Annotated in this window: 13 protein-coding genes and 2 pseudogenes; 12 read left to right on the top strand and 3 right to left on the bottom strand. The window is 65.5% G+C overall.

What is annotated here, in order from left to right:
• Positions 1 to 69: 69 nt before the first annotated feature.
• The 6 genes and pseudogenes from ABIF91_RS26815 (at position 70) to ABIF91_RS26790 (ending at position 7,579) form a co-directional block, all read left to right on the top strand.
• Complete coding sequence (locus ABIF91_RS26815; RefSeq protein ID WP_035672322.1) at positions 70 to 2,919, top strand: bifunctional transaldolase/phosoglucose isomerase; 2,850 nt, start codon at positions 70 to 72, stop codon at positions 2,917 to 2,919.
• 13 nt (positions 2,920 to 2,932) lie between these two features.
• A complete protein-coding gene (gene gnd / locus ABIF91_RS26810; RefSeq protein ID WP_424579479.1) occupies positions 2,933 to 3,940 on the top strand; it encodes a phosphogluconate dehydrogenase (NAD(+)-dependent, decarboxylating) in 1,008 nt (335 codons plus the stop codon).
• Between the two features lie 37 nt (positions 3,941 to 3,977).
• Positions 3,978 to 5,491, top strand: a pseudogene (gene zwf, locus ABIF91_RS26805) (glucose-6-phosphate dehydrogenase).
• Positions 5,491 to 6,240: a 6-phosphogluconolactonase gene (gene pgl, locus ABIF91_RS26800; RefSeq protein ID WP_028177505.1), complete on the top strand. Its 750-nt coding sequence runs from the start codon at positions 5,491 to 5,493 to the stop codon at positions 6,238 to 6,240. Before zwf ends, pgl begins: the two are co-directional and overlap by 1 nt.
• Positions 6,227 to 6,769, top strand: coding sequence for a gluconokinase (locus ABIF91_RS26795; protein ID WP_028177504.1), 543 nt, complete (start codon positions 6,227 to 6,229; stop codon positions 6,767 to 6,769). Before pgl ends, ABIF91_RS26795 begins: the two co-directional genes overlap by 14 nt.
• A pseudogene (locus ABIF91_RS26790) lies at positions 6,766 to 7,579 on the top strand (Cof-type HAD-IIB family hydrolase). The gene ABIF91_RS26795 and the pseudogene ABIF91_RS26790 overlap by 4 nt, the downstream one beginning before the upstream one ends.
• 190 nt (positions 7,580 to 7,769) lie before the next feature.
• Here the strand turns inward: ABIF91_RS26790 and ABIF91_RS26785 are convergent.
• Both ABIF91_RS26785 and malQ read right to left on the bottom strand, forming a co-directional pair.
• Positions 7,770 to 9,569, bottom strand: a complete 1,800-nt coding sequence (locus ABIF91_RS26785) for a glycoside hydrolase family 15 protein (RefSeq protein WP_284279184.1) — start codon at positions 9,567 to 9,569, stop codon at positions 7,770 to 7,772.
• Between the two features lie 31 nt (positions 9,570 to 9,600).
• Entirely contained in the window at positions 9,601 to 11,562 is a 1,962-nt protein-coding gene (gene malQ / locus ABIF91_RS26780) for a 4-alpha-glucanotransferase (RefSeq protein WP_028177502.1), read from the bottom strand.
• A gap of 205 nt (positions 11,563 to 11,767) precedes the next feature.
• Here malQ and ABIF91_RS26775 point away from each other — a divergent pair, with 205 nt between their 5' ends.
• The 6 genes from ABIF91_RS26775 to treY are packed head-to-tail and all read left to right on the top strand — an operon-like array spanning position 11,768 to position 25,765.
• Positions 11,768 to 13,714 (top strand): maltotransferase domain-containing protein, encoded by a 1,947-nt coding sequence (locus ABIF91_RS26775; RefSeq protein WP_028177501.1) that lies wholly within the window; start codon positions 11,768 to 11,770, stop codon positions 13,712 to 13,714.
• A gap of 11 nt (positions 13,715 to 13,725) precedes the next feature.
• A complete protein-coding gene (gene treS, locus ABIF91_RS26770) occupies positions 13,726 to 17,019 on the top strand; it encodes a maltose alpha-D-glucosyltransferase (RefSeq protein WP_028177500.1) in 3,294 nt (1,097 codons plus the stop codon).
• Positions 17,012 to 19,150 carry a 1,4-alpha-glucan branching protein GlgB gene (gene glgB, locus ABIF91_RS26765; RefSeq protein WP_028177499.1) on the top strand — a complete coding sequence of 713 codons (2,139 nt, stop codon included), beginning with the start codon at positions 17,012 to 17,014 and terminating at the stop codon, positions 19,148 to 19,150. Before treS ends, glgB begins: the two co-directional genes overlap by 8 nt.
• Before the next feature lie 3 nt (positions 19,151 to 19,153).
• Entirely contained in the window at positions 19,154 to 21,232 is a 2,079-nt protein-coding gene (gene glgX / locus ABIF91_RS26760) for a glycogen debranching protein GlgX (protein ID WP_035672299.1), read from the top strand.
• Positions 21,229 to 22,977: a malto-oligosyltrehalose trehalohydrolase gene (gene treZ, locus ABIF91_RS26755; protein WP_424579478.1), complete on the top strand. Its 1,749-nt coding sequence runs from the start codon at positions 21,229 to 21,231 to the stop codon at positions 22,975 to 22,977. Before glgX ends, treZ begins: the two co-directional genes overlap by 4 nt.
• A 1-nt stretch (position 22,978) precedes the next feature.
• Positions 22,979 to 25,765 carry a malto-oligosyltrehalose synthase gene (gene treY / locus ABIF91_RS26750; RefSeq protein ID WP_284279183.1) on the top strand — a complete coding sequence of 929 codons (2,787 nt, stop codon included), beginning with the start codon at positions 22,979 to 22,981 and terminating at the stop codon, positions 25,763 to 25,765.
• A gap of 2 nt (positions 25,766 to 25,767) precedes the next feature.
• On the opposite strand, the gene ABIF91_RS26745 is transcribed toward treY, so the two are convergent.
• Entirely contained in the window at positions 25,768 to 26,085 is a 318-nt protein-coding gene (locus ABIF91_RS26745) for a polyhydroxyalkanoic acid system family protein (protein WP_028177495.1), read from the bottom strand.
• Positions 26,086 to 26,165 lie beyond the last annotated feature (80 nt).

Genomic DNA, 26,165 nt, shown 5'->3' with positions numbered 1-26,165 from the left:
AGCTAGAGGATAGCGCGTCAGGACCGGCGCGGAAACCCCTCGTCCGCAGGCTTGGAGAAAATAAGCATCATGAATCCCGTCAAAGAACTGGAAAAGCACGGACAAGCGGTCTGGCTGGACTTCCTGGCCCGTGGCTTCATCGCCAAGGGTGACCTGAAGCGGCTGATCGACACCGACGGCGTCAAGGGCGTTACCTCCAATCCGTCGATCTTCGAGAAGGCGATCGGCAGCTCCGACGAATACGATGCCCCGATCGGCAAGGCGCTGAAGCGCGGCGACCGGAACGTGGCCGACCTGTTCGAGGCCGTCGCGGTCGAGGACATCCAGAACGCTGCCGATGTGCTCCGGCCGGTATATGACCGCCTCAAGGGCGGCGACGGCTATGTCAGCCTGGAGGTCTCGCCCTATCTCGCGATGGACACCGCCGGCACGGTCGCCGAGGCGCGGCGGCTCTGGAAGGACGTCGGTCGCAAGAACCTGATGGTGAAGGTGCCGGCAACGCCGGAGGGCCTGCCGGCGATCGAGCAGCTGATCGGCGACGGCATCAGCATCAACATCACGCTGCTGTTCTCCAAGGCGGTGTACCTCGAGGTGGCCGAAGCCTACATCGCCGGGCTCGAAAAATACGTCGCAGGCGGCGGTGACCCCTCGCATGTCGCGAGCGTGGCAAGCTTCTTCGTCAGCCGCATCGACTCGGTGGTCGACAAGCAGCTCGACGAGAAGATCGCGCGTGCCAACGATCCATCCGAGAAGGAACGGCTCGCCGCGCTCAAGGGCAAGGTCGCGATCGCCAACGCCAAGCTCGCCTATCAGGACTACAAGCGCCTGTTCTCGGGTCCCCGCTGGGAGAAGCTCGCCGCCAAAGGCGCCAGGCCGCAGCGCATGCTGTGGGCCTCCACCGGAACCAAGAACAAGGACTACAGCGACGTCCTCTATGTCGAGGAGCTGATCGGTCCCAACACCATCAACACCGTGCCGCCGGCGACGCTGGATGCGTTCCGCGACCATGGCAAGCCGCGCGACAGCCTGGAAGAAAATATCGAGGACGCAAGGCGCGTGCTGGAGGAGCTGGAGCGCTCCGGCATCTCGCTCGAGGCGATCACCGAGGAGCTGGTCAAGGACGGCGTCAAGCTGTTCGCGGATGCCGCCGACAAGCTCTACGGCGCCGTCGCCCACAAGCGCGCGGTCGTGCTCGGGCCCGCACTCGACCGCCAGTTGCTCTCGCTCGGCGACGGGCTGGGCAAGGCCGTGGCCAAGAGCACCGAGGACTGGCGCGCCTCGGCCAAGATCCGCAGGCTGTGGCAGCGTGACAAGTCGGTCTGGACCGGTGCGGACGAGGACAAATGGCTGGGCTGGCTCGACAGCGCGGCCAAGGCCGACATCGCCGACTACGAGGACTATGCGGGCCGCGTGAAGGGTCAGAAACTCTCCGATGCCGTCGTGCTCGGCATGGGCGGATCGAGCCTGGGGCCCGAGGTGCTGGCCGAGACCTTTGGCAAGAAGCCCGGTTACCCGAAGCTGCATGTACTGGATTCCACCGATCCGGCGCAGGTGCGGGCGATGGAGGCGAAGATCGACATCGCCAACACCGTGTTCATCGTCTCCAGCAAGTCCGGCGGCACCACCGAGCCGAACGCGATGAAGGACTATTTCCATGAGCGGGTTGCCAAGGCCGTCGGGCCGAAGGTGAAGACCGGCCATCGCTTCATCGCGGTGACCGATCCCGGCTCGTCGCTGGAGAAGGCGGCGAAGAAGTTGAGCTATGCCCGCATCTTCCATGGCGAGCCCTCGATCGGCGGCCGCTATTCGGTGCTATCGCCCTTCGGCCTCGTGCCGGCGGCGACCGCGGGCGTCGACGTCAAGACCTTCATCAAGCAAGCGCTTGCGATGGCCCGCTCCTGCGGGCCGGACGTGCCGCCAGCCGAGAACCCGGGCGTGCAGCTTGGCCTCGCCATGGGCCTCGCAGGCCTCGAGGGCCGCGACAAGGTAACGATCCTGGCGTCGAAGAAGATCGCCGATTTCGGTGCCTGGGCAGAGCAGCTCATCGCGGAGTCCACCGGCAAGGAGGGCAAGGGCCTGATCCCGATCGAGGGCGAGCCGCTCGGCGATCCCAGCGTCTATGGCAACGACCGGTTCTTCATCGACATCCGTGTCGACGGCGAAGCGGACGCCGCCCATGACTCCAAGCTTGCCGCGATCGAAGCGGCCGGTCATCCCGTGGTGCGCATCGTCATGAAGTCGATCGAGCATCTCGGCCAGGAGTTCTTCCGCTTCGAGATGGCGACGGCGGTTGCAGGCGCGGTCCTCGGCATCAACCCGTTCGACCAGCCGGACGTGGAAGCGGCCAAGATCAAGACGCGCGAGCTCACCGCCGCGTTCGAGAAGACCGGCGCGCTGCCGGAAGAGCAGCCGGTGGTCAGCACGGATGAGGCAGACCTCTACACCGACGAGGCCAACGCCACCGCGCTGCGCGCGGCGGGCGCCAATGGCGATCTCACCTCCTGGCTGAAGGCGCATCTCTCCCGCTCGAACCATGGCGACTATGTCGCCCTGCTCGGTTATATCGCGCGAGACAGGGCGACGATCGACGCACTCCAGGCCATGCGGCTCGAAGTGCGCGAGAAGCGGCACGTCGCGACCTGCGCCGAGTTCGGGCCGCGCTTCCTGCATTCCACCGGACAGGCCTACAAGGGTGGCCCCGACAGCGGCGTGTTCCTCCAGATCACGGCGGACGATGCCAAGGATCTGCCCGTGCCGGGGCAGAAGGCCAGCTTTGGCGTCATCAAGGCGGCGCAGGCACGCGGCGATTTCGACGTGCTCACCGAGCGCGGCCGGCGTGCGCTGCGTGTGCACCTGAAGGGCGGAGTCAAAAAAGGCCTCGCGGCGCTCAATGCGGCGCTCAACGACGCACTGAACTAAGGGAATCTCTCACATGCAACTCGGCATGATCGGCCTCGGCCGGATGGGCGGCAACATCGTTCGCCGCCTGATGCGCCAGGGACATTCGACGGTGGTCTACGACAAGGACGCCAAAGCCGTCGCCGGCCTTGCCGCCGACGGTGCGACAGGTTCGGCGACTCTGGAAGAGTTCGTCGCGAAACTCGAGCGGCCGCGCACGGCCTGGGTGATGCTGCCTGCGGGACGCATCACCGAGACGACGATCGACGCGATCGCGGGCGTCATGCAGGCGGGCGATGTCATCATCGACGGCGGCAACACCTTCTGGCAGGACGACGTCCGCCGCGGCAAGGCTCTGAAGGAGCGCGGCATCCACTATGTCGACGTCGGCACCTCCGGCGGCGTCTGGGGCCTCGACCGCGGCTATTGCATGATGATCGGCGGCGAGAAACAGGTGGTCGACCGGCTCGATCCGATCTTCGCCGCGCTCGCGCCCGGCGCCGGCGACATTCCGCGCACCGAAGGACGCGAGGGCCGCGAGGGCCGCGATCCCCGCATCGAGCAGGGCTACATCCATGCCGGCCCGGTGGGCGCCGGCCACTTCGTCAAGATGATCCACAACGGCATCGAATACGGCCTGATGCAGGCCTATGCCGAAGGTTTCGACATTCTCAAGAATGCCAGTATCGAGGCTTTGCCGCCAGATCACCGCTACGATTTCGATCTCGCCGACATTGCCGAAGTGTGGCGCCGCGGCAGCGTGATTCCGTCCTGGCTGCTCGACCTCACCTCGACGGCACTCGCCGACAGCCCGCAGCTGTCGGAATATTCAGGCTTCGTAGAGGATTCCGGGGAAGGCCGCTGGACCGTGAATGCCGCGATCGACGAGGCGGTGCCGGCCGAAGTCTTGACCGCGGCGCTCTACACACGTTTTCGTTCCCGCAAGGAACACACCTTCGCCGAAAAAATTCTCTCTGCGATGCGTGCAGGGTTCGGCGGCCACAAGGAGCCGAAGCAGCCGGGCGCGGCGAAGCCCAAATGAGATCAAGCAGGACGTAACAAGCGAAGGCCGAACATTCGTGACAAAAGACCCGCAGCCAAAGCGCAAGCCGGAAAATTGCGCCTTCGTCATCTTTGGCGTGACCGGCGACCTGACCCATCGGCTGGTGATGCCATCGCTGTACAATCTGGCGGCCGAGAATCTGTTGCCGGAAAAATTCTGCGTCGTCGGCGTCGCCCGCAAGAGCCAGTCGGATGACGAGCTGCGCGACGGCCTGATGAAGGGCCTGCGCAAATTCGCGACGCGGCCTGTCGACGAGGACATCGCCAGGCAGCTGCTGCAATGCGTCACCTTCGTCGAGGCCGACCCGAAGGACCCGCCGTCGTTCGACCGCTTGCGCGAGCATCTGGATTCTCTGGAATGCTCGCAAGGCACCGGCGGCAACCGCCTGTTCTACCTCGCGACTCCGCCGGCCGCATTCGCGCCGACCGCGCGGGAGCTCGGCCGCACCGGATTGATGAAGGAGAACGGCGCCTGGCGGCGGCTGGTGATCGAGAAGCCGTTCGGCACCGATCTCGCCTCGGCCCGCGCGCTCAACGCCGAGCTCCTGAAGATCATGGACGAACACCAGATCTACCGGATCGATCACTATCTCGGCAAGGAGACGGTGCAGAACATCCTGGTGCTGCGCTTCGCCAACGGCATGTTCGAGCCGATCTGGAATCGCAACCACATCGACCACATCCAGATCACGGTGGAGGAGAAGCTTGGCGTCGGCCACCGCGGCGGCTTCTATGATGCCACCGGCGCGCTGCGCGCGACATGGTGCCGAACCACCTGTTCCAGCTGATGTCCCTCGTCGCGATGGAGCCGCCGACGCGCTTCGATGCCCATTCGGTCCGCTCCGAGAAGGCCGAGGTGCTCACCGCGATCCAGCGGCCGAGCCGGGAGGAAGCGCTTAAAAGCTCGGTACGCGCGCAATATCTCGCAGGCCGCATCGGCGACGATGAGATTCCGGACTATCGCAAGACCGCGGACGTCAAGCCCGGCAGCACCACCGAGACCTATGTCGCGCTGAAGCTGATGATCGACAATTGGCGCTGGGCCGGCGTGCCGTTCTATCTGCGCACGGGCAAGGCGCTGGCGCACAAGCGTACGGAAGTCGCGATCAAGTTCAAGCAGGCGCCCCTGTCGATGTTCTCGGGCACGGCGGTCGACCGCCTGTCGCAGAACTTCCTCACCATCGGCATCGCGCCCACGGAGACCATCGAGCTTCAGTTCAACGCCAAGATCCCCGGACCGAGCGTCACCATCGACGGCGTCGAGATGAAATTCCGCTACGGCGACTATTTCCGCGCCGATCCCTCGACCGGCTACGAGACGCTGATCTACGACTGCATGATCGGTGACAATATCCTGTTCCAGCGCGCCGACGGCGTCGAGGCCGGCTGGCAGGCGGTGCAGCCGTTCCTGGACGCCTGGACAAGTGCCGGCACCAACGGCATCGAAACCTATGAAGCCGGAACCGACGGCCCCGCCTGCGCCGATGAGCTGCTGCGGCGCGACGGGCGAAGCTGGCGGAAGTACTCGTGATGGCGGCGGCCGACCAGCCGAAGCTGATCGTCGAAGCTGATGCCGAAGCTCTTGCCCGCGCCGCGGCCGAACGGGTGATGGCGCGGCTCGCGGCCAATCCCGGACGGATCGCGATCTGCCTCACCGGCGGCTCCAGCCCGAAGAAGCTCTATCAGTTGCTCGGCAGCGAAGCCTGGCGCGGCAGGATTCCCTGGGACCGCGTGCACTGGTTCATCGGCGACGAGCGCTTCGTGCCCGAGAGCGATCCGCTCAACAACATGGCCGTCGCGCGCGCGATCTTTCTCGATCGCAATGCGCCCGCCGGCCATATCCACCCGATCCCGACCACGGCAGAGAATCCCGACGCCGGCGCTGACGCCTACGCACGCGAGCTGCAGGCCTTCTATGGCGCGGACCAGCTCGATCCGGAGCGCCCGCTGTTCGATCTCGTCCTGATGGGCGCCGGGCCGGACGGCCACACCGCCTCGCTATTTCCGGGTTATCCCGAACTCGAAGAGACCCGACGCTGGGTCGTCGGCGTCGCCAAGGCCAATGTCGCGCCCTTCGTGCCGCGGGTCTCGCTCACCCTGCCCGTTCTGGCCTCCTGCCGCGAGATGATGTTCGAGATTGCCGGTCACGACAAGCAACCGATCTTGACGCGCCTGCTCAATGGCGAGAATCTGCCGGCCTTGCGCGCGCGCTCGAATGGCGAGACCGTCTGGCTGGTCGACCAGGCCGCGCTTCCGGAGGAAATTCGTGGGCCGCGCTGAAGCACCTTGTGCATTGATCGTGATGGGCGTGTCGGGTTCGGGCAAGAGCACGGTTGCGAAGGCGCTCGGCGAGCGGCTGGGCTGGCGTTTCGAGGACGGCGACAGCTTCCATCCCGCCAGCAACGTCGAGAAGATGCGGGCCGGCCATCCGCTTACCGACGAGGACCGCTGGCCCTGGCTCAATGCCATCGCCGACGAGATCGCGCGCGTGTGCGGACGCGGCGAGCACGTCATCATCGCCTGCTCGGCGCTGAAACATACCTATCGCGACGTGCTGCTGCGCGGTCGCGACGACGTGCGCTTCGTCTTCCTGAAGGGCACCAAGGAGCTGATCGCCGAGCGGCTGGCGCACCGCAAGGGGCACTTCATGCCGCCCGAGCTGCTGACGAGCCAATTCAACGCGCTGGAACCGCCGGAGGCGAGCGAGCACGTCATCACCGTCTCGATCGACGAATCCGTCGAAGCGATCGTGGACGGCGTCGTGCGGCAATTGAAGCTGAGCGGCGCGATACCCAAGGTCCTGCCATGACGCAAATCTCACTCGTGGTCTCCGACGTCGACGGCACGCTGCTGACCAAGGACAAGACGCTGACCGAGCGCGCGAGAGGCGCGGTGCAGCGGCTGCACCAGGCCGGCATCGGCTTCACCATCACCTCCAGCCGCCCCGCGATCGGCATGCGCTTCCTGATCGAGCCGCTGACGCTGTGGCTGCCGGTCGGCCCGTTCAACGGCTCCTCGATCGTCGATCCCGAGATGAGGCCGGTCGAGCAGCACCTGATTCCCGCGAGCGCAGCCGAGCGGTCCCTGCAGATCCTTCGTGAGTTTGGGGCCGACATCTGGCTGTTCACCACCGACAAATGGCTGATCGACAATCCCAGCGGCAGCTACGTCGCCCACGAGCAGCACACGATCCGCGCCGACCCCACCATCGTGTCCGATTTCTCGCCCTATCTCTCGAGCGCCTGCAAGATCGTCGGGCGCCAGTGCCGATGCGGCAGGCCTCGCGGCCTGCGAGAAGGCGATGCAGGAGGCGCTCGGCAGCGAGGCCACCGCGGTGCGCTCGCAGACCTACTATCTCGACGTCACCCCGCCCGGCTTCGACAAGGGTACCTTCGTCGAGGCCATGGCAAAGCGCCTGGGCATCGCCACCGCCGCGGTCGCCACCATCGGCGACATGCAGAACGACCTTGCCATGTTCCGCGTCAGCGGCACCTCGATCGCCATGGGCAACGCCGCCGACAACGTCAAGGACCAGGCCACCCACGTCACCGCGAGCAACGAGCAGGACGGTTTTGCGGAGGCGATGGAGATGATCCTGAAGCGGAATGGGGTTGGCTAGAGCTAATTGGCCTTGAACGGGCGGATCAAGCCGCGGGCTCGCTGTAACCTCTCCCGCTTGCGGGAGAGGTCGCCGCGTAGCGGCGGGTGAGGGTTCTCGCCTCTCGGGGGCTCTCGCCCGCAGAGAGAGCCCTCACCCCACCCCTCTCCCGCAGGCGGGAGAGGGAGCGCACCTCCCTCGGAGCGCCAGCTTACTTCGACCGTTGCACCGCCGGCTTCTCGCTCTCCTGTCTCGCCGCCGACAGGTTATGTGCGGTGTTGATCAGCGCGATGTGGGTCAGCGCCTGTGGGAAGTTGCCGGTTTGGCGGCGGGCCACGGAGTCGTATTCCTCGGCGAGCAACCCGACATCGTTCGCGACACCGACCACGCGATCGAACAATTCCTGCGCCTTGTCGAGATCGCCTGACAGCACGTAGGCATCGGCGAGCCACAGGCTACAGGCGAGGAACGCGCCTTCGAGCGGCGGCTGGTCCGCCGGCAGCTCGCGCGGATCGTGCCGCAGCACGAAACCGTCGCGCATCAGGCGTTTCTCGACCGAAGCAATGGTGCCGCGGATGCGCGGATCCGAGGCCGGCAGGAAGCCGACGGCCGGCAGCAGCAGCACGCTGGCATCGAGCAGTTTCGAGCCGTAGGATTCGACGAAGGCGTTCTCCTCCGCGTCGAAGCCCCTGTTGCAGACGTCGCGATGAATCGCATCGCGCAAGGTGCGCCAGTGCAGGAGCGGCGCCTTGAAGCCGAAGGTCTCGGCGCTCTTGATGCCGCGATCGAATGCGACCCAGGTCATTACCTTGGAGAAGACGTAGTGCCTGGGCTGTCCGCGCCGCTCCCAGATGCCGTGATCGGGCCGGTCCCAAACCTCGGCCAGATGATTGAGCACGGCACATTCCAGCGCCCAGGTCTCGTCGTCGAGCTGGAGCTTGGCCATGCGCGACTGGTGAAAGGCATCGATCAACTCGCCGTAGACGTCGAGCTGGAGCTGCGCGTGCGCTGCGTTGCCGACGCGCACGGGCTGGGCGCCCTCATAGCCGCCGAGCCAGCCCGCCTCCCATTCGAGGAGCCGCCGCTGGCCCCAGATGCCGTACATGATCTGCATGTTCGAAGGCGATCCGGCGGCCGCGCGCAGCAGCCAATTGTGCCAGGCCAAGGCTTCCTCGGTGTAGCCCGAATTCATCAGTGCGAGCAGCGTGAAGGTGGCGTCGCGCAGCCAGCAGAAGCGGTAATCCCAGTTCCTGTTGCCTCCGAGCTTTTCCGGCAAGGAGGTGGTGGGTGCCGCGACGATGCCGCCGGTCGGCGCGAAGGTCAGCGCCTTCAGCGTGATCAGCGAGCGCAAGACGAGCTCCTGATAGTCGCCGTCGCGGGTGCAACGGCCGCACCAGTCCTGCCAGAATTTCTCGGTCTCCTGGAGAGCGACCTCCGGATCGATCGACGCGGGCGGCTCGAGATGCGAGGGGCCGTAGGTCAGCACGAAAGGCACGGTCTCGCCTTCCTTCACCTCGAAGTCGGAGACGGTGGTCAGGTCCTCGCCGCGGGTCTCGACCGGCGTGCGCAACACCGTCATGTCCTGGCCGGCGATGGCCATCAAGGAATGGTCGATCCGTCGCACCCAGGGAATGTCCACGCCAAAGCCGAAGCGGATGACGAGCTCCATCCGCATTTTCACGGTGCCACGGATGCCGCGGACCAGCCGCACGATGTCCGACGCCTTGCCGCGCGGCGGCATGAAGTCGATCAGCGCGACGGTGCCGCTCTTCGTCTCAAAACGCGTTTCGAGAATGAGGGTATTGCCGAGATAGCGCCGCGAGATGCGGGGCGCGGTCTCGCTCGGCGCGATCAGCCAGCGTCCGTTCTTGTGCGTGCCGAGGATGGCGGCAAAGCAGGCGTCGGAATCGAAGGCGGGCCAGCACAGCCAGTCGATCGAGCCGTTGCGCCCGACCAGCGCCGCGGTCTCGCAATCGCCGATCAGCGCATAGTCCTCGATCCTCTGAGACAATGTCCTGCAACCCTGGGAAAACCCCGGCCGTTCAACTCCCGCCGGGCAACGAACGTTCCCGCGTCGCGGCCTTCAAGGCCGCGAGATCGATCCTGGACGCAATCTTGTCGAGCGCAACAGGAAGACGCTGGCGCCAGTTCGGGTGCTCGTCGATCGTGCCGGGAATGTTGGGCTGGTCGATCACGCCCAGCAGATCTTCCATTGACACCGCGAGCAGCCGGGATGGCGTGCGCGACAGGAAGGCGAGCACCGAATAGAGGTCGTTCGCTCGAATCCCGTTCTGGCGCAGGATCTCGTCGAGCCTGCCGAGCGCATCCCAGCGCGCCTGGTCGTTCTCGCCGGGATCGAGCCCGAGCGAGCGCTTCATCTTGAGATCGCTGAAGGAGCGCCAGCCGGCATACGTCGACAGGTCATGCGTGTTCAGCGTGACCAGCGCATTGGGCCTGTAGTGCTCGACATTGCGGAAATGGCCGGCATCGTCGCGCTCGAACATCATGACGAGATAGGACCAGATGCCGAAATCCTGCATCATCTCGCGAAAACCTTCCGGCACGGTGCCGAGGTCCTCGCCGATCACGATGCATCGATGGGCCGCGCTCTCGCGCGCCACGGCCGCCAGCAGCGCCTCGAAAGGCATCTGTACATAGGCGCCGTTGTCGGGCTTGAAGCCGCGCGGCACCAGATAAAGCCGCTTCAGGCCGAGCACGTGATCGAGCCTGATGGCGCCGGCATGGCGCATCGACGCCGCGAGCATGTCCGCGAACGGCACGAACGACTGCGCTTCGAGTCCCCCGGCGTTGAAGCCGGCGAGACCCCAGTCCTGGCCGATGGTGTTGAGCACGTCGGGCGGCGCGCCGACGGCGAGATGGCGGGAAATCGCCGTCTGCTCGTTCCAGGCATCGAAGCCGTTGGACTGCACGCCCACGGCGACGTCGAGATAAAGCCCGACCCGCATGCCGAGCTGGCTGGCGAGCGCCTTGGCGGCATGCAGCTGACTATCGGCGGTCCATTGCACGAATTCGACGAACTCGACCTCGCGCTTGTCCGGACCCTGGCGCAGCGCGGCGCATTTCGCCTCGTCCGGCTGCTGCCATTCCGACGGCCATTCCCACCAGGGGGCGGCGAAGCGATGGCGCAGCACCTCGAAGCAGGCAAAGCGGGACAGCAGCGGCGCGCGGGCGGCACGGAAGGCGTCAAACGCCTTGCGGCGCGCCTCGCTCGCGCGTGTCACGAAGCTGTCAAAGGCGGCGCGAAGACCCCGCCATTTCAACGCCGCCATGTCGGCATAGGGGACGCGGTCACCTTCGCGGAGGCGGGCGGCCGTCGCGGCCGCACCGGGCACGAGGTCTGCCAAGAATTCGGGAATCGCCTCGACATCGATATAGACCGGGTTGAGGAAAAGCCGGCTGTTCGGCGAATAGGGGCTGCAATCGGCCGGATGGTCGTCGAACAGGACATGCAGCGGATTGAGCCCGACGCCGTCGGCCCCGAGCTGCTTGGCAAGCCGGACCAGCCCTGCGAGGTCGGTAAAGTCGCCGATGCCCCAGTTGCGGTCCGAACGGACGCTGTAGAGCTGGACGGCGAGCAGCCAGCCGCGGTCGAAATCGCCGCCGAAGGCGCGCTCGGGCGCCACGATCATCGGCACCTCTTCCGTCACGCCTGCGGCATCGGTCAGTGTCAATCTGTGATACCCGAGCGCCAGGCCGGCGGGCCAGGCGATCACGGGCTCGCGTGTCTCGCCCTGGGCGATCACATTGCCGTTGCCGTGGATTTTCCATTGCAGCGGCGGCGCACCGATCGCCGCCAATTCCGTGCGCGGATGCCCCAATGCGCGGACCACGACCGGCCCGCTGACGAAGCGGTAGACCCGCCTCTCCGGCAGGGCGTCGAGGATGGATTTGAGCGCCTCGGGCGCGGTGACCCGCAACTTGCCGAGGGCGTCAACGAATTCGGACTGAACGCCCTTGATCCGGGCTTGAGCTAAAAGATCCATTCGGCACGCAGCTTGCAGGCCATTGTTTGGCCAAGGGCATCGATTTTAACGAGGTCGCGGAAGAGGTTAGCCAGGGGTAACTCGCAAACTGCGCTTGCCGTTCCCCAGGGAACCAATGACATACAAGCGGCTTTCTATAATGGTACCAAAGCGTCGGGTCCCGGCAAGGGAAACGGGCTCCTGCTTTCTTGTCAATGGCATCACCGTGAACAAGACAATTCAAACTGTCGAAAGTGCCGCAGCCGGCAGCGCTTTCCTGATCGAGGACGTCTATCCCTCGATCGATGGCGGCCGCTTCGCGGTGAAGCGGATCGCGGGCGAACCGGTCCAGGTCTGGGCAGACATCTATCGCGGCGGCGACGCCGTGATCGCCGCCGCCCTGATCTGGCGCCGCGAGCAGGAGCGCGAATGGCGGAGCGAACCGATGACCCATCACGGCAATGACCGCTGGTCCGGTGCGTTCACGCCCGTTGAGCCCGGCCAATATGTCTACGCGATCGAAGCCTGGACCGATGAGTTCGCCACCTGGTCTCACGCGGTCGCGCGCAAGCAGCGCACCGGGGCCGATGTCAGCCTCGATGCGATCGAGGGCGCCGGGCTCCTGACCAAGGCGCATGGCGCGCGACAGGACGCAGCGGCGGTCATCATCAGGCAGTGCGAGGATTATCTCAGGAACGGCGACGTCAATTCGCTGCTGGCAACCGAGCTCGGCGAAGCCATGGCCGAGAGCCAGCAGCGGCCCGACCTGACGCGCTCGCAGCTCTTCCCGCTGACGGTCGACCGCGACAAAGCGTGCTTCGGCGCCTGGTATCAGATGATGCCGCGAAGCCAGAGCGCCTTGCCGGGCCGCCATGGCACGCTGCGCGACTGCATCGCGCGCGTGCCTGACATCGCCGCCATGGGCTTTGACGTGCTCTACTTCACGCCGATCCACCCGATCGGCCATACAAGCCGCAAGGGCCGCAACAATGCGCCGGTGGCGCGTGACGGCGATCCCGGCTCGCCCTATGCGATCGGCTCGGCCGAGGGCGGCCACGATGCCCTGCATCCCGAGCTCGGCACGATCGAGGATTTCCGCGCGCTGGTCGCGACCTGCCTGGAATACGGCCTCGAGCTGGCGCTCGACTTCGCCGTGCAGTGCTCGCCGGACCATCCCTGGCTGACGCAGCATCCGGAATGGTTCAAATGGCGGCCGGACCGCTCGGTCCGGACGGCGGACGGCCCTTATTCCGACATCGTCATCCCCGATTTCGGCTCGGTGGATCGGGCCGGCCTGTGGAACGCGTTTCGCGATGCCATGCTGTTCTGGATCGACCATGGCGTGACCATCTTCGCCATCGACAATCACGACACCGCGCCGCTTGCATTCTGGGAGTGGCTGATCCGCGACATCCGCCACCGTCACCCCGAGGTAATCCTGTTCTCCAAGACCTACGCACGGCCGAAGCTGATGAAGGGCCTCGCCAAGCTCGGCTTTGCGCAGTCCTTCACCTATTTCCCCTGGCGCACCTCGCGGTGGGAGCTGGAGCAATATCTCGGCGAGCTGACGCGCTATCCCGAACGCGATTTCTATCGTCCGCACATGTTCGTCAACACGCCCGACCTGTTGCCCTACCACCTCCAGAGCGGAGAGGCCTGGGCATTCAAGTCGCGCGTCGCGCTGGCGGCGACGCTCTCGGGCAATTACGGCATCTTCGGCGGATTCGAGCTGCTGGAGCATGAGGCTATTCCCGGCCGCGAAGAATATCTCGATTCCGAGAAGTACCAGATCAGGCAGCGCGACTGGGACAAGCCCGGCAACATCAAATCCTACATTGCCGAGCTCAACCGCGTCCGCAACGAGAACGCGGCGCTGCAGCAGACGGCCAATGTGCGCTTCCTCGGCATCGAGGATGGCGAGACGATCACCTTCGCGAAGGAGGCGGCTGATCCGGCCAACACCGTCGTCATCGTCATCGCACTCTCGCGTCATGTGCGCGAATGCTGGCTGCCGCTCGGCGACGTCACCATTGAGGCCGGTGGACGGCGCCACCATGTGACGGAACTCGAAGACCTTCTCACCGGCGAACGGTCCCGCATCGAATGGGGCGGGATCAGGTTGCGTATCGATCCCGACCGCGATCCGGCGCTCCTGTTCCGCTGCCTGGCGTAAAGGTTCACGCCATGAATGTTCTGTCTTCCGTCGACACCAAGAAGGCTGAGGCTGCCGAGATCGTGGATGAGCTCTGGTACAAGGACGCCATCATCTACCAGCTCCACGTCAAGGCCTTCGCCGACAGCAACAATGACGGCATCGGCGACTTCGCCGGGCTGACCGAGAAGCTGCCCTATCTCCAGGAGCTCGGCGTCACCGCGCTGTGGCTGCTGCCGTTCTACCCCTCGCCCGGCCGCGACGACGGCTACGACATCGCCGATTACGGCTCGGTCAATCCCGATTTCGGGACGATGAAGGATTTCAAGCGCTTCATCCAGGAGGCGCAGAAGCGCGGCCTGCGCGTCATCACCGAACTCGTCGTCAACCACACCTCCGACCAGCACAAATGGTTCAAGCGCGCGCGGCGCAGCCATCAGGGCTCCAGCGCACGCAACTGGTATGTCTGGAGCGACACCGACCAGAAATACCAGGGCACGCGCATCATCTTCACCGACACGGAGAAGTCCAACTGGACCTGGGATCCCGAGGCCGGCGCGTTCTACTGGCACCGCTTCTTCTCGCACCAGCCGGACCTCAATTTCGACAATCCGCGCGTGGTCAGCGCCATCATCCAGGTCATGAAGCGCTGGCTGGACGCCGGTGTCGACGGCTTCCGGCTCGACGCCATTCCCTATCTCTGCGAGCGCGAGGGCACCTCGAACGAGAACCTGCCGGAGACGCATGCGATTATCAAGCGGCTGCGCCAGGAGCTCGACGCCTACTCCAAGGGCAAGCTGCTGCTGGCCGAGGCCAATCAATGGCCGGAGGACGTGCAGGAATATTTCGGCCGCGGCGACGAATGCCACATGGCCTACCATTTCCCGCTGATGCCGCGCATCTACATGGCGATCGCGCAGGAGGACCGCTTCCCGATCACCGACATCCTGCGCCAGACGCCGGATATTCCCGCGACCTGCCAATGGGCGCTGTTTCTGCGCAACCATGACGAGCTGACGCTGGAGATGGTCACCGACGTCGAGCGCGACTATCTCTGGACCACCTACGCCAACGATCCGCGCGCGCGCATCAATGTCGGCATCCGCCGGCGCCTTGCGCCGCTGATGGACAACGACCGCCGCAAGATCGAACTGATGAACTCGCTGCTGCTGTCGTTCCCCGGCACGCCGATCATCTATTACGGCGACGAGATCGGGATGGGCGACAACATCTATCTCGGCGACCGCAACGGCGTGCGCACGCCGATGCAGTGGAGCCCGGACCGCAACGGCGGCTTCTCGCGCTGCGACCCGGCGCGCCTCTACGCGCCGCTGATCATGGATCCCGTCTACGGTTATGAATCCGTGAACGTGGAGGCGCAGTCGCGCAGCCTGTCCTCGCTGCTCAGCGCCACCAAACGGCTGATTTCCGTGCGCAAGTCGACGCTCGCCTTCGGCCGCGGCAGCATGACCTTCATCCGCCCGGCCAACCGCGCCGTGCTGGCCTATGTCCGGCAATACCGCGACGAGGTGATCCTCTGCGTCGCCAATCTCTCGCGCGCCGCGCAGGCGACCGAGCTCGACCTGTCACCCTGGAAGGACCGCATCCCGCAGGAGATGCTCGGCCGCACCCGCTTCCCCGCGATCGGCGAGCTGCCCTACATGATCACGCTCGGGCCCTACGGCTTCTACTGGTTCCAGCTGCTGGAACGCGACAAGTCCGAGCCGGTGACGCCGCGCGCGGTGCCGGAGTTCGAAACGCTGGTCGTGCCGGTGAATTCGAACTGGGTCTCCCTCGCCCGCGAGCGGGGCGTGTTCGAGCGCGACGTGCTGCCGGGCTTCCTGTCACGGACGCGGTGGTACCCCGAGCACAATCCCAAGCAGATCAAGACCGCGCTGACCTCGGCGGTGCCGTTCTGCGACATCGGCGACAACAGGCCCTGGATCGCGTTCTTCGAGACCGGGCAAGGGGACGCGGCCGCACGCTACGTGCTGCCGCTGCAGATCGAATGGGTGCGCTTCGACCGCGAGCGCTTCAACCCCAGGGCGCTCGCTGCCGTGCGCCAGGGCGCGCGCGAGGGCACGCTGCTCGACGTCGCGACCGACCAGATCTTCATCGGCCTGTTCCTGCGCAATCTGTCGCAGCACCTGGTGGTCGAAGAAAACAATCTGCGGCTGGAGTTCAAGCCCACCAGCCGTTTCGCCGACTACACCATCAAGGAGCCCGAACGCATCCGCGCGATCGAGCAGTCGAACAGCACCGCGCTGGTCGACAACCAGTACGTCGCCAAGATCTATCGCCAGCTCGAAAGCGGCATCAGCCCCGAGATCGAGATCGGCCACTATCTCACGGAGGTCGCGCGCTTCGCCAATACGCCAGCGCTGCTCGGCAGCGTCGAGCTGGTCGAGGGTGACCAGCACAGCGCGCTCGGCGTGCTGCACGCCTATGTCGAGAACCAGGGCGACGGCTGGACCGTGACCACGGGCTATCTCGATCGCTACATCGACGAGCAGCGCGTGTTGCCGGCGGGCGAGAAGCTCCGCGAGACCCAGGAGCAGGCGCCTTACCTGCACTTCGTCGCGCAGATCGGCCGGCGGCTCGGCGAGCTGCATGTCGCTCTCGCCGCGGCAAAGCCGGACGATCTCGCTCCGGAGCCGATCGGCTCCGCATATATCGGGCGCCAGGTATCCGACCTCAAAGCACGCGCCGAACGGGTTCTGGACCGGCTGGCCGAGAGCCGCGACGGTCTGCGGGAGGCGGACCGCCGGCTGATCGATCAGCTCGCGGAGGTCCGTGCGAGCCTGTCCGACCGACTGAATGCGCTATTGCCTTCCGGCATCGGCGGGTTGAACATCCGTCATCATGGCGACTTCCGCCTGGGGCAAACTCTGATCGTGAAGGACGATATCTTCATCATCGACTTCGACGGCGATCCGCGTGTGCCGCTGGCCGACAAGCGGCGCAAGGCGCCGGCCGCGCGCGACGTCGCGGGCCTGATCCACTCGATTGACGTATCGATTGACACCGCCCTCAATCGCGCGCTCAAGGGCGCCTCCGACGAGCAGGGTCGGCTCACGGCGGCGCTCGACGAATGGCGCGAGCGCGCTACCGCAACCTTCTTGTCCGCCTATCACGAAACCATGACCGATCGGCGGCTCTGGCCGGAAGATCGGCAAGCCGCGGAAGGCCTGTTGAAGTTCTTCCTGCTTGATCACGCATTCAACGAAGTAGAGTACGAGCTGTCCCACCGGCCTGAGGGGCTGCATGCGCCGCTGACCGGACTGCTTCGCATTCTGTCCAGTGCCGAGAGCGAAGCCCATGCCTAAACTGCCTGCCGAGGCCTATGCGATCATCGAGGGCCGCCATTCCGATCCCTTCCACTATCTCGGGCTGCATCCCGAGGGTGGTCGAAGCGTGGTGCGCGCGTTTATACCCGAGGCCGTCAACGTCGAGGCGGTCGGCGAACATGGCGAGGTCGCCCCGCTCGACCGCGTCCACGACGCCGGCCTGTTCATCGGCGCCCTGCCCAATGGCTCGAAGCACTACCAGCTCCGCGCAAAGTTCGGCAACGACGTCGTCGAGTTCGAGGATGCCTACCGTTTTCCGCCGATCCTGACCGATTTTGATCTGTACCTGCTCGGCGAAGGCACCCATCAGCGCCTCTACGACAAGCTCGGCGCGCACCCGATGCAGCTCGATGGCGTCGACGGCATCGGCTTCGTGGTGCTGGCGCCGAATGCGCGCCGCGTGTCCGTGGTCGGCGACTTCAACTTCTGGGACGGTCGGCGCCATCCGATGCGGGTGCGCGGCAGCGGCTATTGGGAGCTGTTCATCCCGCATGCGAAGACTGGCGATCACTACAAGTTCGAGATCATCGGCCCGCATGGTCATCTGATTCCGCTGAAATCCGATCCGCTGGCATTCGCGAGCGAGGTGCGGCCGAAGACGGCGTCCATCGTGTTCGACGAAGCGCACCTGCCGCGGCCGCGGCCGGCGCCCGACGGCATCAATTCGCTGTCGGCGCCGATGTCGATCTACGAGGTCCATCTCGGCTCGTGGCGGCGCAAGAACGACAATGAATGGCTGACCTATCGCGAGCTGGCCGAGCAGCTGCCGGCCTACGCCCGCGACATGGGCTTCACCCATCTCGAATTCCTTCCCGTGAGCGAGCATCCCTTCGACGGATCGTGGGGCTACCAGCCGACCGGACTCTATGCGCCGACCAGCCGCTTCGGCACCCCCGACGAGTTTGCGACACTGGTCGATGCCTGCCACCGCGAAGGCATCGGCGTGCTGCTCGACTGGGTGCCCGGTCATTTCCCCGATGACCCGCACGGGCTCGGCCATTTCGACGGCACCTCGCTCTACGAGCACGCCAACCCGCTGCAGGGGCGCCACCTCGACTGGGGCACGCTGATCTACAATTACGGCCGCACCGAAGTGACGAACTTCCTGGTGTCGAATGCGCTGTTCTGGCTGGAGCGCTATGCGATCGACGGCCTGCGCGTCGATGCGGTCGCGTCCATGCTCTATCTCGACTACAGCCGGCCCCCTGGCGCGTGGATTCCGAACCAGCATGGCGGGCGGGAGAACATCGAGGCGATCGACTTCCTGCGCCGCTTCAACACGGAAGTGTTCGCCCGCTTCCCGCAGGCGACCACGGCCGCCGAGGAGTCCACCGCCTGGCCGCAGGTCTCGCGCCCGGTCGAATTCGGCGGGCTCGGCTTCGGCTACAAGTGGAACATGGGCTGGATGCACGACACGCTGAACTACATCAGCAAGGATCCGATCCACCGCAAGCACCATCACGGCGACATCCTGTTCGGCCTGCACTACGCCTTCTCGGAAAACTTCATCCTGCCGCTGTCGCACGACGAGGTCGTGCACGGCAAGCGCTCCATCCTCGGCCGCATGCCCGGCGACGAGTGGCAGCGCTTCGCCAATCTGCGCGCCTATTACAGCTTCATGTTCGGCCATCCCGGCAAGAAGCTGCTGTTCATGGGTGCCGAGATCGCGCAGAGCCGCGAATGGAATCACGACCAGTCGCTCGACTGGCACCTGCTCGAATACAAATACCATTCCGGCGTCCAGGCGCTGATCCGCGACCTCAACCGGCTCTATCGCGCGGTGCCGGCGCTGCACCAGATGGATTGCGACCAGGCCGGCTTCGAATGGCTGGTCACCGATGACGCCAACCGCAACGTGTTCGCCTGGCTGCGCAAGGGATTCGACGAGCACGCGCGGTGCCTGGTGATCGTCAACTTCTCGCCGAACGTCTACCAGAACTATCGCGTTCCCGTGCCCCTTGGCGGCAAGTGGAAGGAAGTGCTCAACTCGGATTCCGCCCATTATGGCGGCAGCAATGTCGGGAATATCGGCGAAGTTCATGCCGAGGACGGCGAGCTCCGCCTCACCATTCCGCCGCTCGCTGCGATCTTCCTCGTTCCGGAAAGCTGACTGATGCGCCTGACTGCTGGATCGCCCGCACGCCTCGGCGCAAGCTGGGACGGACGCGGCACCAATTTCGCGCTGTTCTCCGCCAACGCGCAGAAGGTCGAGCTCTGCCTGTTCGACGCACAAGGCCGCCGCGAGCTCGAGCGCATCGAACTGCCTGAGAAGACCGAGGATGTCTGGCACGGCTATCTCAACGACGTTTCGCCCGGCCAGCTCTATGGCTACCGCGTGCACGGCCCGTACGAGCCCGAGCACGGTCACCGCTTCAACGCCAACAAGCTGGTGCTCGACCCCTATGCCAAGCGGCTTGCCGGACGGCTGGTCTGGAGCGATGCGCATTTTGCCTACCGCACCGGGAGCCCGCGCGAGGACCTGTCCTTCGACCGGCGCGACAATGCGCGGGGCATGCCGAAGGCCGTCGTGGTCGACGAGACCTTCAACTGGGGCCGCCGCGAGATCCGCCCCAACATCCCCTGGGAGGACACCATCATCTACGAGGCCCACGTCAAGGGCCTGACGCAGAAGCGCGACGACGTGCCGCCGAGTCTGCGCGGCACCTATGGCGGCCTGTCCTCGCCGGCGATGATCGAGCACCTGAAGAAGCTCGGCGTCACCACGGTCGAGCTGCTGCCGATCCACGGCTTCGTCGACGACCGCATCCTCGTGGAGAAGAAGCTCGCCAATTATTGGGGCTACAATACGCTGTCCTTCTTCGCGCCCGAGCCGCGCTACGCCCAGGACAATGCACTGGATTCCTTCCGCACCACGGTGGCGCGGCTGCACGATGCCGGCATCGAGGTGATGCTCGACGTCGTCTACAACCACACCGCCGAGGGCAACCATCTCGGCCCGACGCTGTGCTATCGCGGCATCGACAACGCCTCCTATTACTGGCTGAACCGCGAGAACCCGCGCTATTACGACGACTTCACCGGCTGCGGCTCGTCGGTGAACCTCACCCATCCGCGCGTGCTGCAGATGGTGATGGATTCCTTGCGCTACTGGGTCGAGGTCTGCCACGTCGACGGCTTCCGCTTCGACCTCGCCACCACGCTGGCACGCGGGCCGAACGGCTTCGATCGCGGCAGCTCGTTCCTGACCGCGGTCCGGCAGGACCCGGTGCTGGCGACCGTCAAGCTCGTCGCCGAGCCATGGGACCTTGGCCTCGGCGGCTACCAGGTCGGCGCCTTTCCCTCGCAATGGTCGGAATGGAACGACCGCTATCGCAGCGCCATGCGCCGCTACTGGAGCGGCGAAGGCAGCCTGATCGGCGACATCTCCAGCCGCATGACCGCGTCGTCCGACCTGTTCAACCACGACGGACGGCGGCCGCGCGCCAGCATCAACCACATCACCGTCCACGACGGCTTCACGCTCGCCGACCTCTTCAGCTACAACGAGAAACACAACGAGGCCAATGGCGAGGACAATCGCGACGGCTCCAACGACAATCACAGCAACAATTGCGGCGTCGAGGGTCCGACCGACGATCCAGACATCATCAGCCTGCGCCGGCAGCTGCGCAAGAACGTGCTGGCCTGCCTGATGCTGGCGCAGGGCGTTCCGCTGATCCTTGCCGGCGACGAGGTCGGCAACTCGCAATCCGGCAACAACAACGCCTATTGCCAGGACAACGAAGTGGGCTGGGTCGGCTGGGACAATCTCGGCAAGGAGGGCGACGACATGGTCGACTTCGTCGCCCATCTCGCCGACATCCGCCGCCGGTTCTCGCAGCTCCGCAGCCATCGCTGGCTCGATGGGCGTCCCAAGGACGGCGTGTCGTACGGTGCGCTATGGCTGACCCCCGCCGGCCACGAGATGACGGAGAGCGACTGGAAATTCCCGGAAGGCCGGTTCCTCTCCTATGTCATGGGGCCGATGGAACCGGGTGGTGCTGCGATCTTTATCGTACTGAACGCCGCTCCCGAAGAGATCGCATTCAAATTGCCGCAAATGACCGAATACAAGAGCTGGCAGCAGATCCTGAACACGACCGATGCCATGCTGAATACGATCGACTTCCTGCCCGGGAGCGACAGCAAGGCGCCGCCGCGTTCCGTGCTCGCCTTCGCGGGGGCGCTATGAGACCGTCCTTCGGGGCGAGGCCGACGAAGGACGGCGTGTCGTTCCGACTATGGGCGTCCGCCGCGCGCCGCGTCGACCTCCTGCTCGACCGCGCGCACGCGATGCAGCGCCGGCAGGATGGCTGGTACGTCGCCGAGATCGCCGGCCTCACGGCCGGCAGTCCCTACAAGTTCAGGATCGACGACGAGATCGACGTGCCGGATCCTGCTTCGGCCTTCCAGCCCGAGGACGTGTTCGGCCCGAGCGAGGTGATCGATCACGACGCCTTCGTATGGCGCGCGCGCGAATGGCGCGGCCGTCCCTGGGAAGAGACGGTGCTGATCGAGACTCATGTCGGCACCTTCACGCCCGAGGGCACCTACCGTGCCATGATCGACAAGCTCGACCATCTGGCGGCGACCGGCATCACTGCGCTCGAATTGATGCCGCTGGCCGATTTCGCGGGCCGCCGCGGCTGGGGCTATGACGGCGTGCTGTGGTATGCGCCCGACAGCGCCTATGGCCGGCCCGAAGACCTGAAGACGCTGATCGACGAGGCTCATCTGCGCGGGCTGATGGTGTTTCTCGACGTGGTCTACAATCATTTCGGCCCGGAAGGAAACTACCTCGGCCGCTATGCGCCGACATTCTTCACCGATGCGCACACGCCGTGGGGCAGTGCGATCGACTATCGCGTGCCGCAGGCGCGAGCCTTTGCCGTCGAGAACGCGCTGTCCTGGCTCGGCGACTACCGCTTCGACGGCCTGAGGCTGGATGCCGCCAACCACATCATGGCGATCCCCGGCGAGCAATCGATGCTGCAGGACCTGAGCGTTGCCGCCGGCGAGCTCGCCAAGGCCACGGGACGCCACATCCATCTCGTGCTGGAGAACGGCGACAATCGCGCCAGCCTGCTCGACGCCGCGCAAGAGCCGCCGAACGGCAAATATCGCGGCCAGTGGAACGATGACTATCATCACGTCTGGCACGTGATGCTGACCGGCGAGCTCGCCGGTTACTACGCCGACTACCAGACGCCGCGCATGGACCTCGCGCGCGCGCTGGCCTCGGGCTTCGTCTATCAGGGCGAGATCTCGGAGTTCTGGGGCAAGAGGCCGCGCGGCGAGCCGAGCGGTGAGCTGCCGCCGGCGACCTTCGTCAATTTCCTGCAGAACCACGACCAGATCGGCAACCGTCCGCTCGGCGAGCGGCTGGAAAGTCTGGCATCGCCAGAACAGATCGAGGCTGCCCTCGCAGTGACCCTGCTCGCGCCGATGGTGCCGATGCTGTTTCAGGGCGAGGAATGGGGCTCGACAGTCCCCTTCCCGTTTTTCTGCGATTTCAACGGCGGACTCGCCGAGGCCGTGCGCAAGGGTCGCAAGCAGGAATATGCCTGGGCTTACGAAAAATACGGCGACGAAGTGCCCGACCCGCTCGATCCGGCAACGCTGCAATCCGCCGTGCTCGACTGGACCGGTCGCACGCCGCAACAGGACGCGCGGCTCGCGCTGGTGAAAGAGCTGCTCGCGCTGCGTCGCAAGGAGATCGTGCCCCGGCTCAAGGGCGCAAGCTTCGGCGACGCCGAGGCGGCCGACAACGGCCTGCTCACCGCGCATTGGCGGATGGGCGACGGCACGACGTTGCGCCTCATCGCCAATCTGTCGGATCACGAGATTACCTCCACCCTCAGCGCAGGCACCCCGATCTGGGGCGGCGCCAGCGAGCAGCTCCCGCCCTGGTCGGTGGTCTGGCGTCTCGGAGGTTGACATGCCTCCTGCCATTCCGCTCGCAACCTACCGGCTTCAGCTCACCGCGGATTTCGACTTCGACAAGGCCGCCGCGGTCGTCCCCTATCTCAAGGCGCTGGGGATCACGCATCTCTACGCCTCGCCGGTGATGAAGGCGCGCAAGGGCTCGACCCACGGCTACGACACCGTCGATCACAGCCAGTTCAATCCCGAGCTTGGCGGCGAGGCCGGCTTCGCACGACTGAACGAGGCGCTCGAGGCGCACGATGTCGGACTCATCATCGATTTCGTACCCAACCATGTCGGCGTGCATTTCGCCGACAACCCCTGGTGGCTCGACGTGCTGGAATGGGGCCAGGCCTCGCCGCACGCCGCTTCCTTCGACATCGACTGGGATCAACTGGCCTTTCGCGCCCGCGGCGGCGTGCTGCTGCCGATCCTCGGCTCGTCCTACGGCGAGGCGCTGGAGCGCGGTGACATCGAGCTGCGCTACGATCCCGATGAGGGAAGCCTTTCGGCCTGGTATTTCGAGCATCGCCTGCCGATCGCACCGGAGCGTTATGGCGAAATTCTGCGCGTGATCGTCAAGGAGGCGGACGCGGGGGAAACGGAGCCCGGCAAGCGCCTGCTGTCACTCGCGACCCGCTACACGGGGCTGCGCCGTCCCAATCGAAAGGAAGCTCCCGGCTTCAAGACCGAGCTCAAGGAGATCGCGGACGCCGCCGACCTCATCGATCGCGGCCTTGCCGTCTATCGCGCCGGCAAGGACCGCCCGGCGCAGACGCTGACGCTGCATCATCTGCTGGAGCGCCAGCACTACAAGCTCGGGCACTGGCGGCTTGCCTCCAGCGACATCAACTATCGCCGCTTCTTCGACGTCAACGGGCTCGCCGGACTGCGCGTCGAGGACGCGAGCACATTTGCCGCCACGCACCGGCTGGTGAAGCAACTCATCGTCGACGGCAAACTACAGGGAATCCGGCTCGATCACATCGACGGCCTGCGTGACCCCGCACAATATTGCCAGCGATTGCGCCGGCTGGTGCGCGATGCCCAGGGCAATACAAAGCCGTTCTATACCGTGATCGAAAAGATTCTGTGCGAGCACGAGCGCCTGCCGAAGTTCGCCGGCGTCCAGGGCACCACGGGCTATGAATGGATGAACGTCATCACCCATGTGCTGGTCGATCCCAAGGGCCTCGAAGCGCTGGACGAGACCTGGCGGCAGATCAGCAACCGGCCGCCGCGGCTTGCGCCTTACGTCAAGGAGGCCAAGCGGCGGGTTCTGGAGACGTTGCTCGCCAGCGAATTCACCGTGCTGTCGCGTCTGCTCGCGCGCATCGCCAACGGGCATTACTCGACACGAGACTTCTCGGCCGACAGCCTGCGACAGGCGCTCGAGCTCTATGTGCTGCATTTCCCGGTCTATCGCACCTACCTGACGCACAGCAGCCCGACGGCACCGGACCGCAAGCTGATCGAGGACACCATCGAGCGCGCCCGCGCGGAGTGGTTTGCCGCCGACGAAGGCATTTTCGACTTCCTGCGCGATGCCCTCACCATGGACCTGCTCAAGCCCGGCCGTCCCCCGCACGGCGCCCCGCGTGTGCGCCGCTTCGCGCTGAAGGTGCAGCAATTCACCGGGCCGATGATGGCGAAGTCGCTGGAGGACACCGCGTTCTATCAATTCCACCGGTTGCTTGCGCTGAACGAGGTCGGCGGCGATCCCGCGAGCAGCGGCCTCACCATTCCCACCTTTCACCAGGCCATGCAGGCCCGCGCCAGGGAATGGCCGCAAGGCATGACCGCAACGGCCACCCACGACACCAAGCGCGGTGAGGATGCCCGCACGCGCATCGCGGCGCTCAGCGAAATTCCGGGCGAATGGACCAGCGCGGTGGCACGCTGGAAAGTGTTGAACGCGCCGCATCTCGCACACCAGGGCAGTTTCCGCGCGCCGTCGGCGACGTTCGAATACATGCTCTACCAGACCTTGCTCGGCGCCTGGCCGCTCGAGGAGCCGGCCGATGCCGCTTTCGTCGAGCGCATCCAGGCCTATGCCCTCAAGGCCGCGCGCGAGGGCAAGGAGGAGACGAGCTGGCTCAACCCACATGAAACCTATGAGAACGGCATACGGGACTTCGTCGGGAAGATCCTCGATCCCGCCCGATCCGCGGAATTCCTGGAGGCATTGCAAACGCTGGCTCGCCGCGTCGCACTGCTCGGCACGTTGAACTCGCTGAGCCAGCTCACACTCAAGGCGACTCTGCCGGGCGTGCCGGACTTCTATCAAGGCACCGAGTTCTGGGACCTGTCGCTGGTCGACCCCGACAACCGCCGCCCGGTGGACTTTGCCGCACGCCACGCGGCGCTGAGCTCATTGGAAGCGCCGGACTGGAGCAGCCTGATCAAGTCCTGGCCGGACGGCCGGCTCAAGCTGGCCTGGACGCGGCATCTCCTCAAGCTGCGCAATGGACTCGCCGACGTATTCGCCCAGGGTGACTATCAGCCGCTCGAGGTGCGCGGCGCACATGCCGACCACGTGATCGCCTTTGCGCGCCGTCATGGCCGCGCGGCCGCGATCGTCGTGGTCGGGCGTCATTTCGCGCCGTTCACGCAAGGCGGCCGGGAATGGCCCGGGATGGAGAGCCTGGACGCGACTATCGACATCACGGGCTACACCGTGCCCGGCCTTGCCGGTAACGACTTGCCGCTCGCGCAGGCGTTCCGCGATTGTCCCGCCTCGCTCATCGAGGCCCGAGCCGCAAGCGCCATCAGGCCCTCGCGGCAGCGCGTGCGCGGCTGAGGCTACTTGCCGCCGTCCTTGGTCAGCAGCAACTGGCCGCGCTTCCTGATCGTGGCCTGCGCCATCTCGGCAAAACGCTGCAACAGCCAGGGCAGTACCACCTCGACCCGGACCTGGTCGTCGGCGACGTCGACCTGGCCGGTCGCGATCTGCCCGAGCGCGCGGATGCGGAAATTCATGCTGTCGCCGCTCCAGCGTTCCTCCTCGACCTGCATCACCGGAATGCTTGCAGCGGCGCGGCCAAGCCCCGTCTTGAGCCGGCGCACCGCCTCCTCGCGGCCGAGGCGGTGTGGGATCGAAACGACAAGCGGTGCTGACATGATTCCTGTCCGGTGGTGGCTCTTGCCACATAGTCATCCCCGCTGCACCTGCAAAGGTTCCATGCAAGTTGGATCCTCGG

This window comes from Bradyrhizobium sp. USDA 241 (genome assembly GCF_049739505.1).
Lineage (GTDB): Bacteria > Pseudomonadota > Alphaproteobacteria > Rhizobiales > Xanthobacteraceae > Bradyrhizobium > Bradyrhizobium liaoningense.
This window is presented reverse-complemented; position numbering and strand designations above follow the sequence as displayed.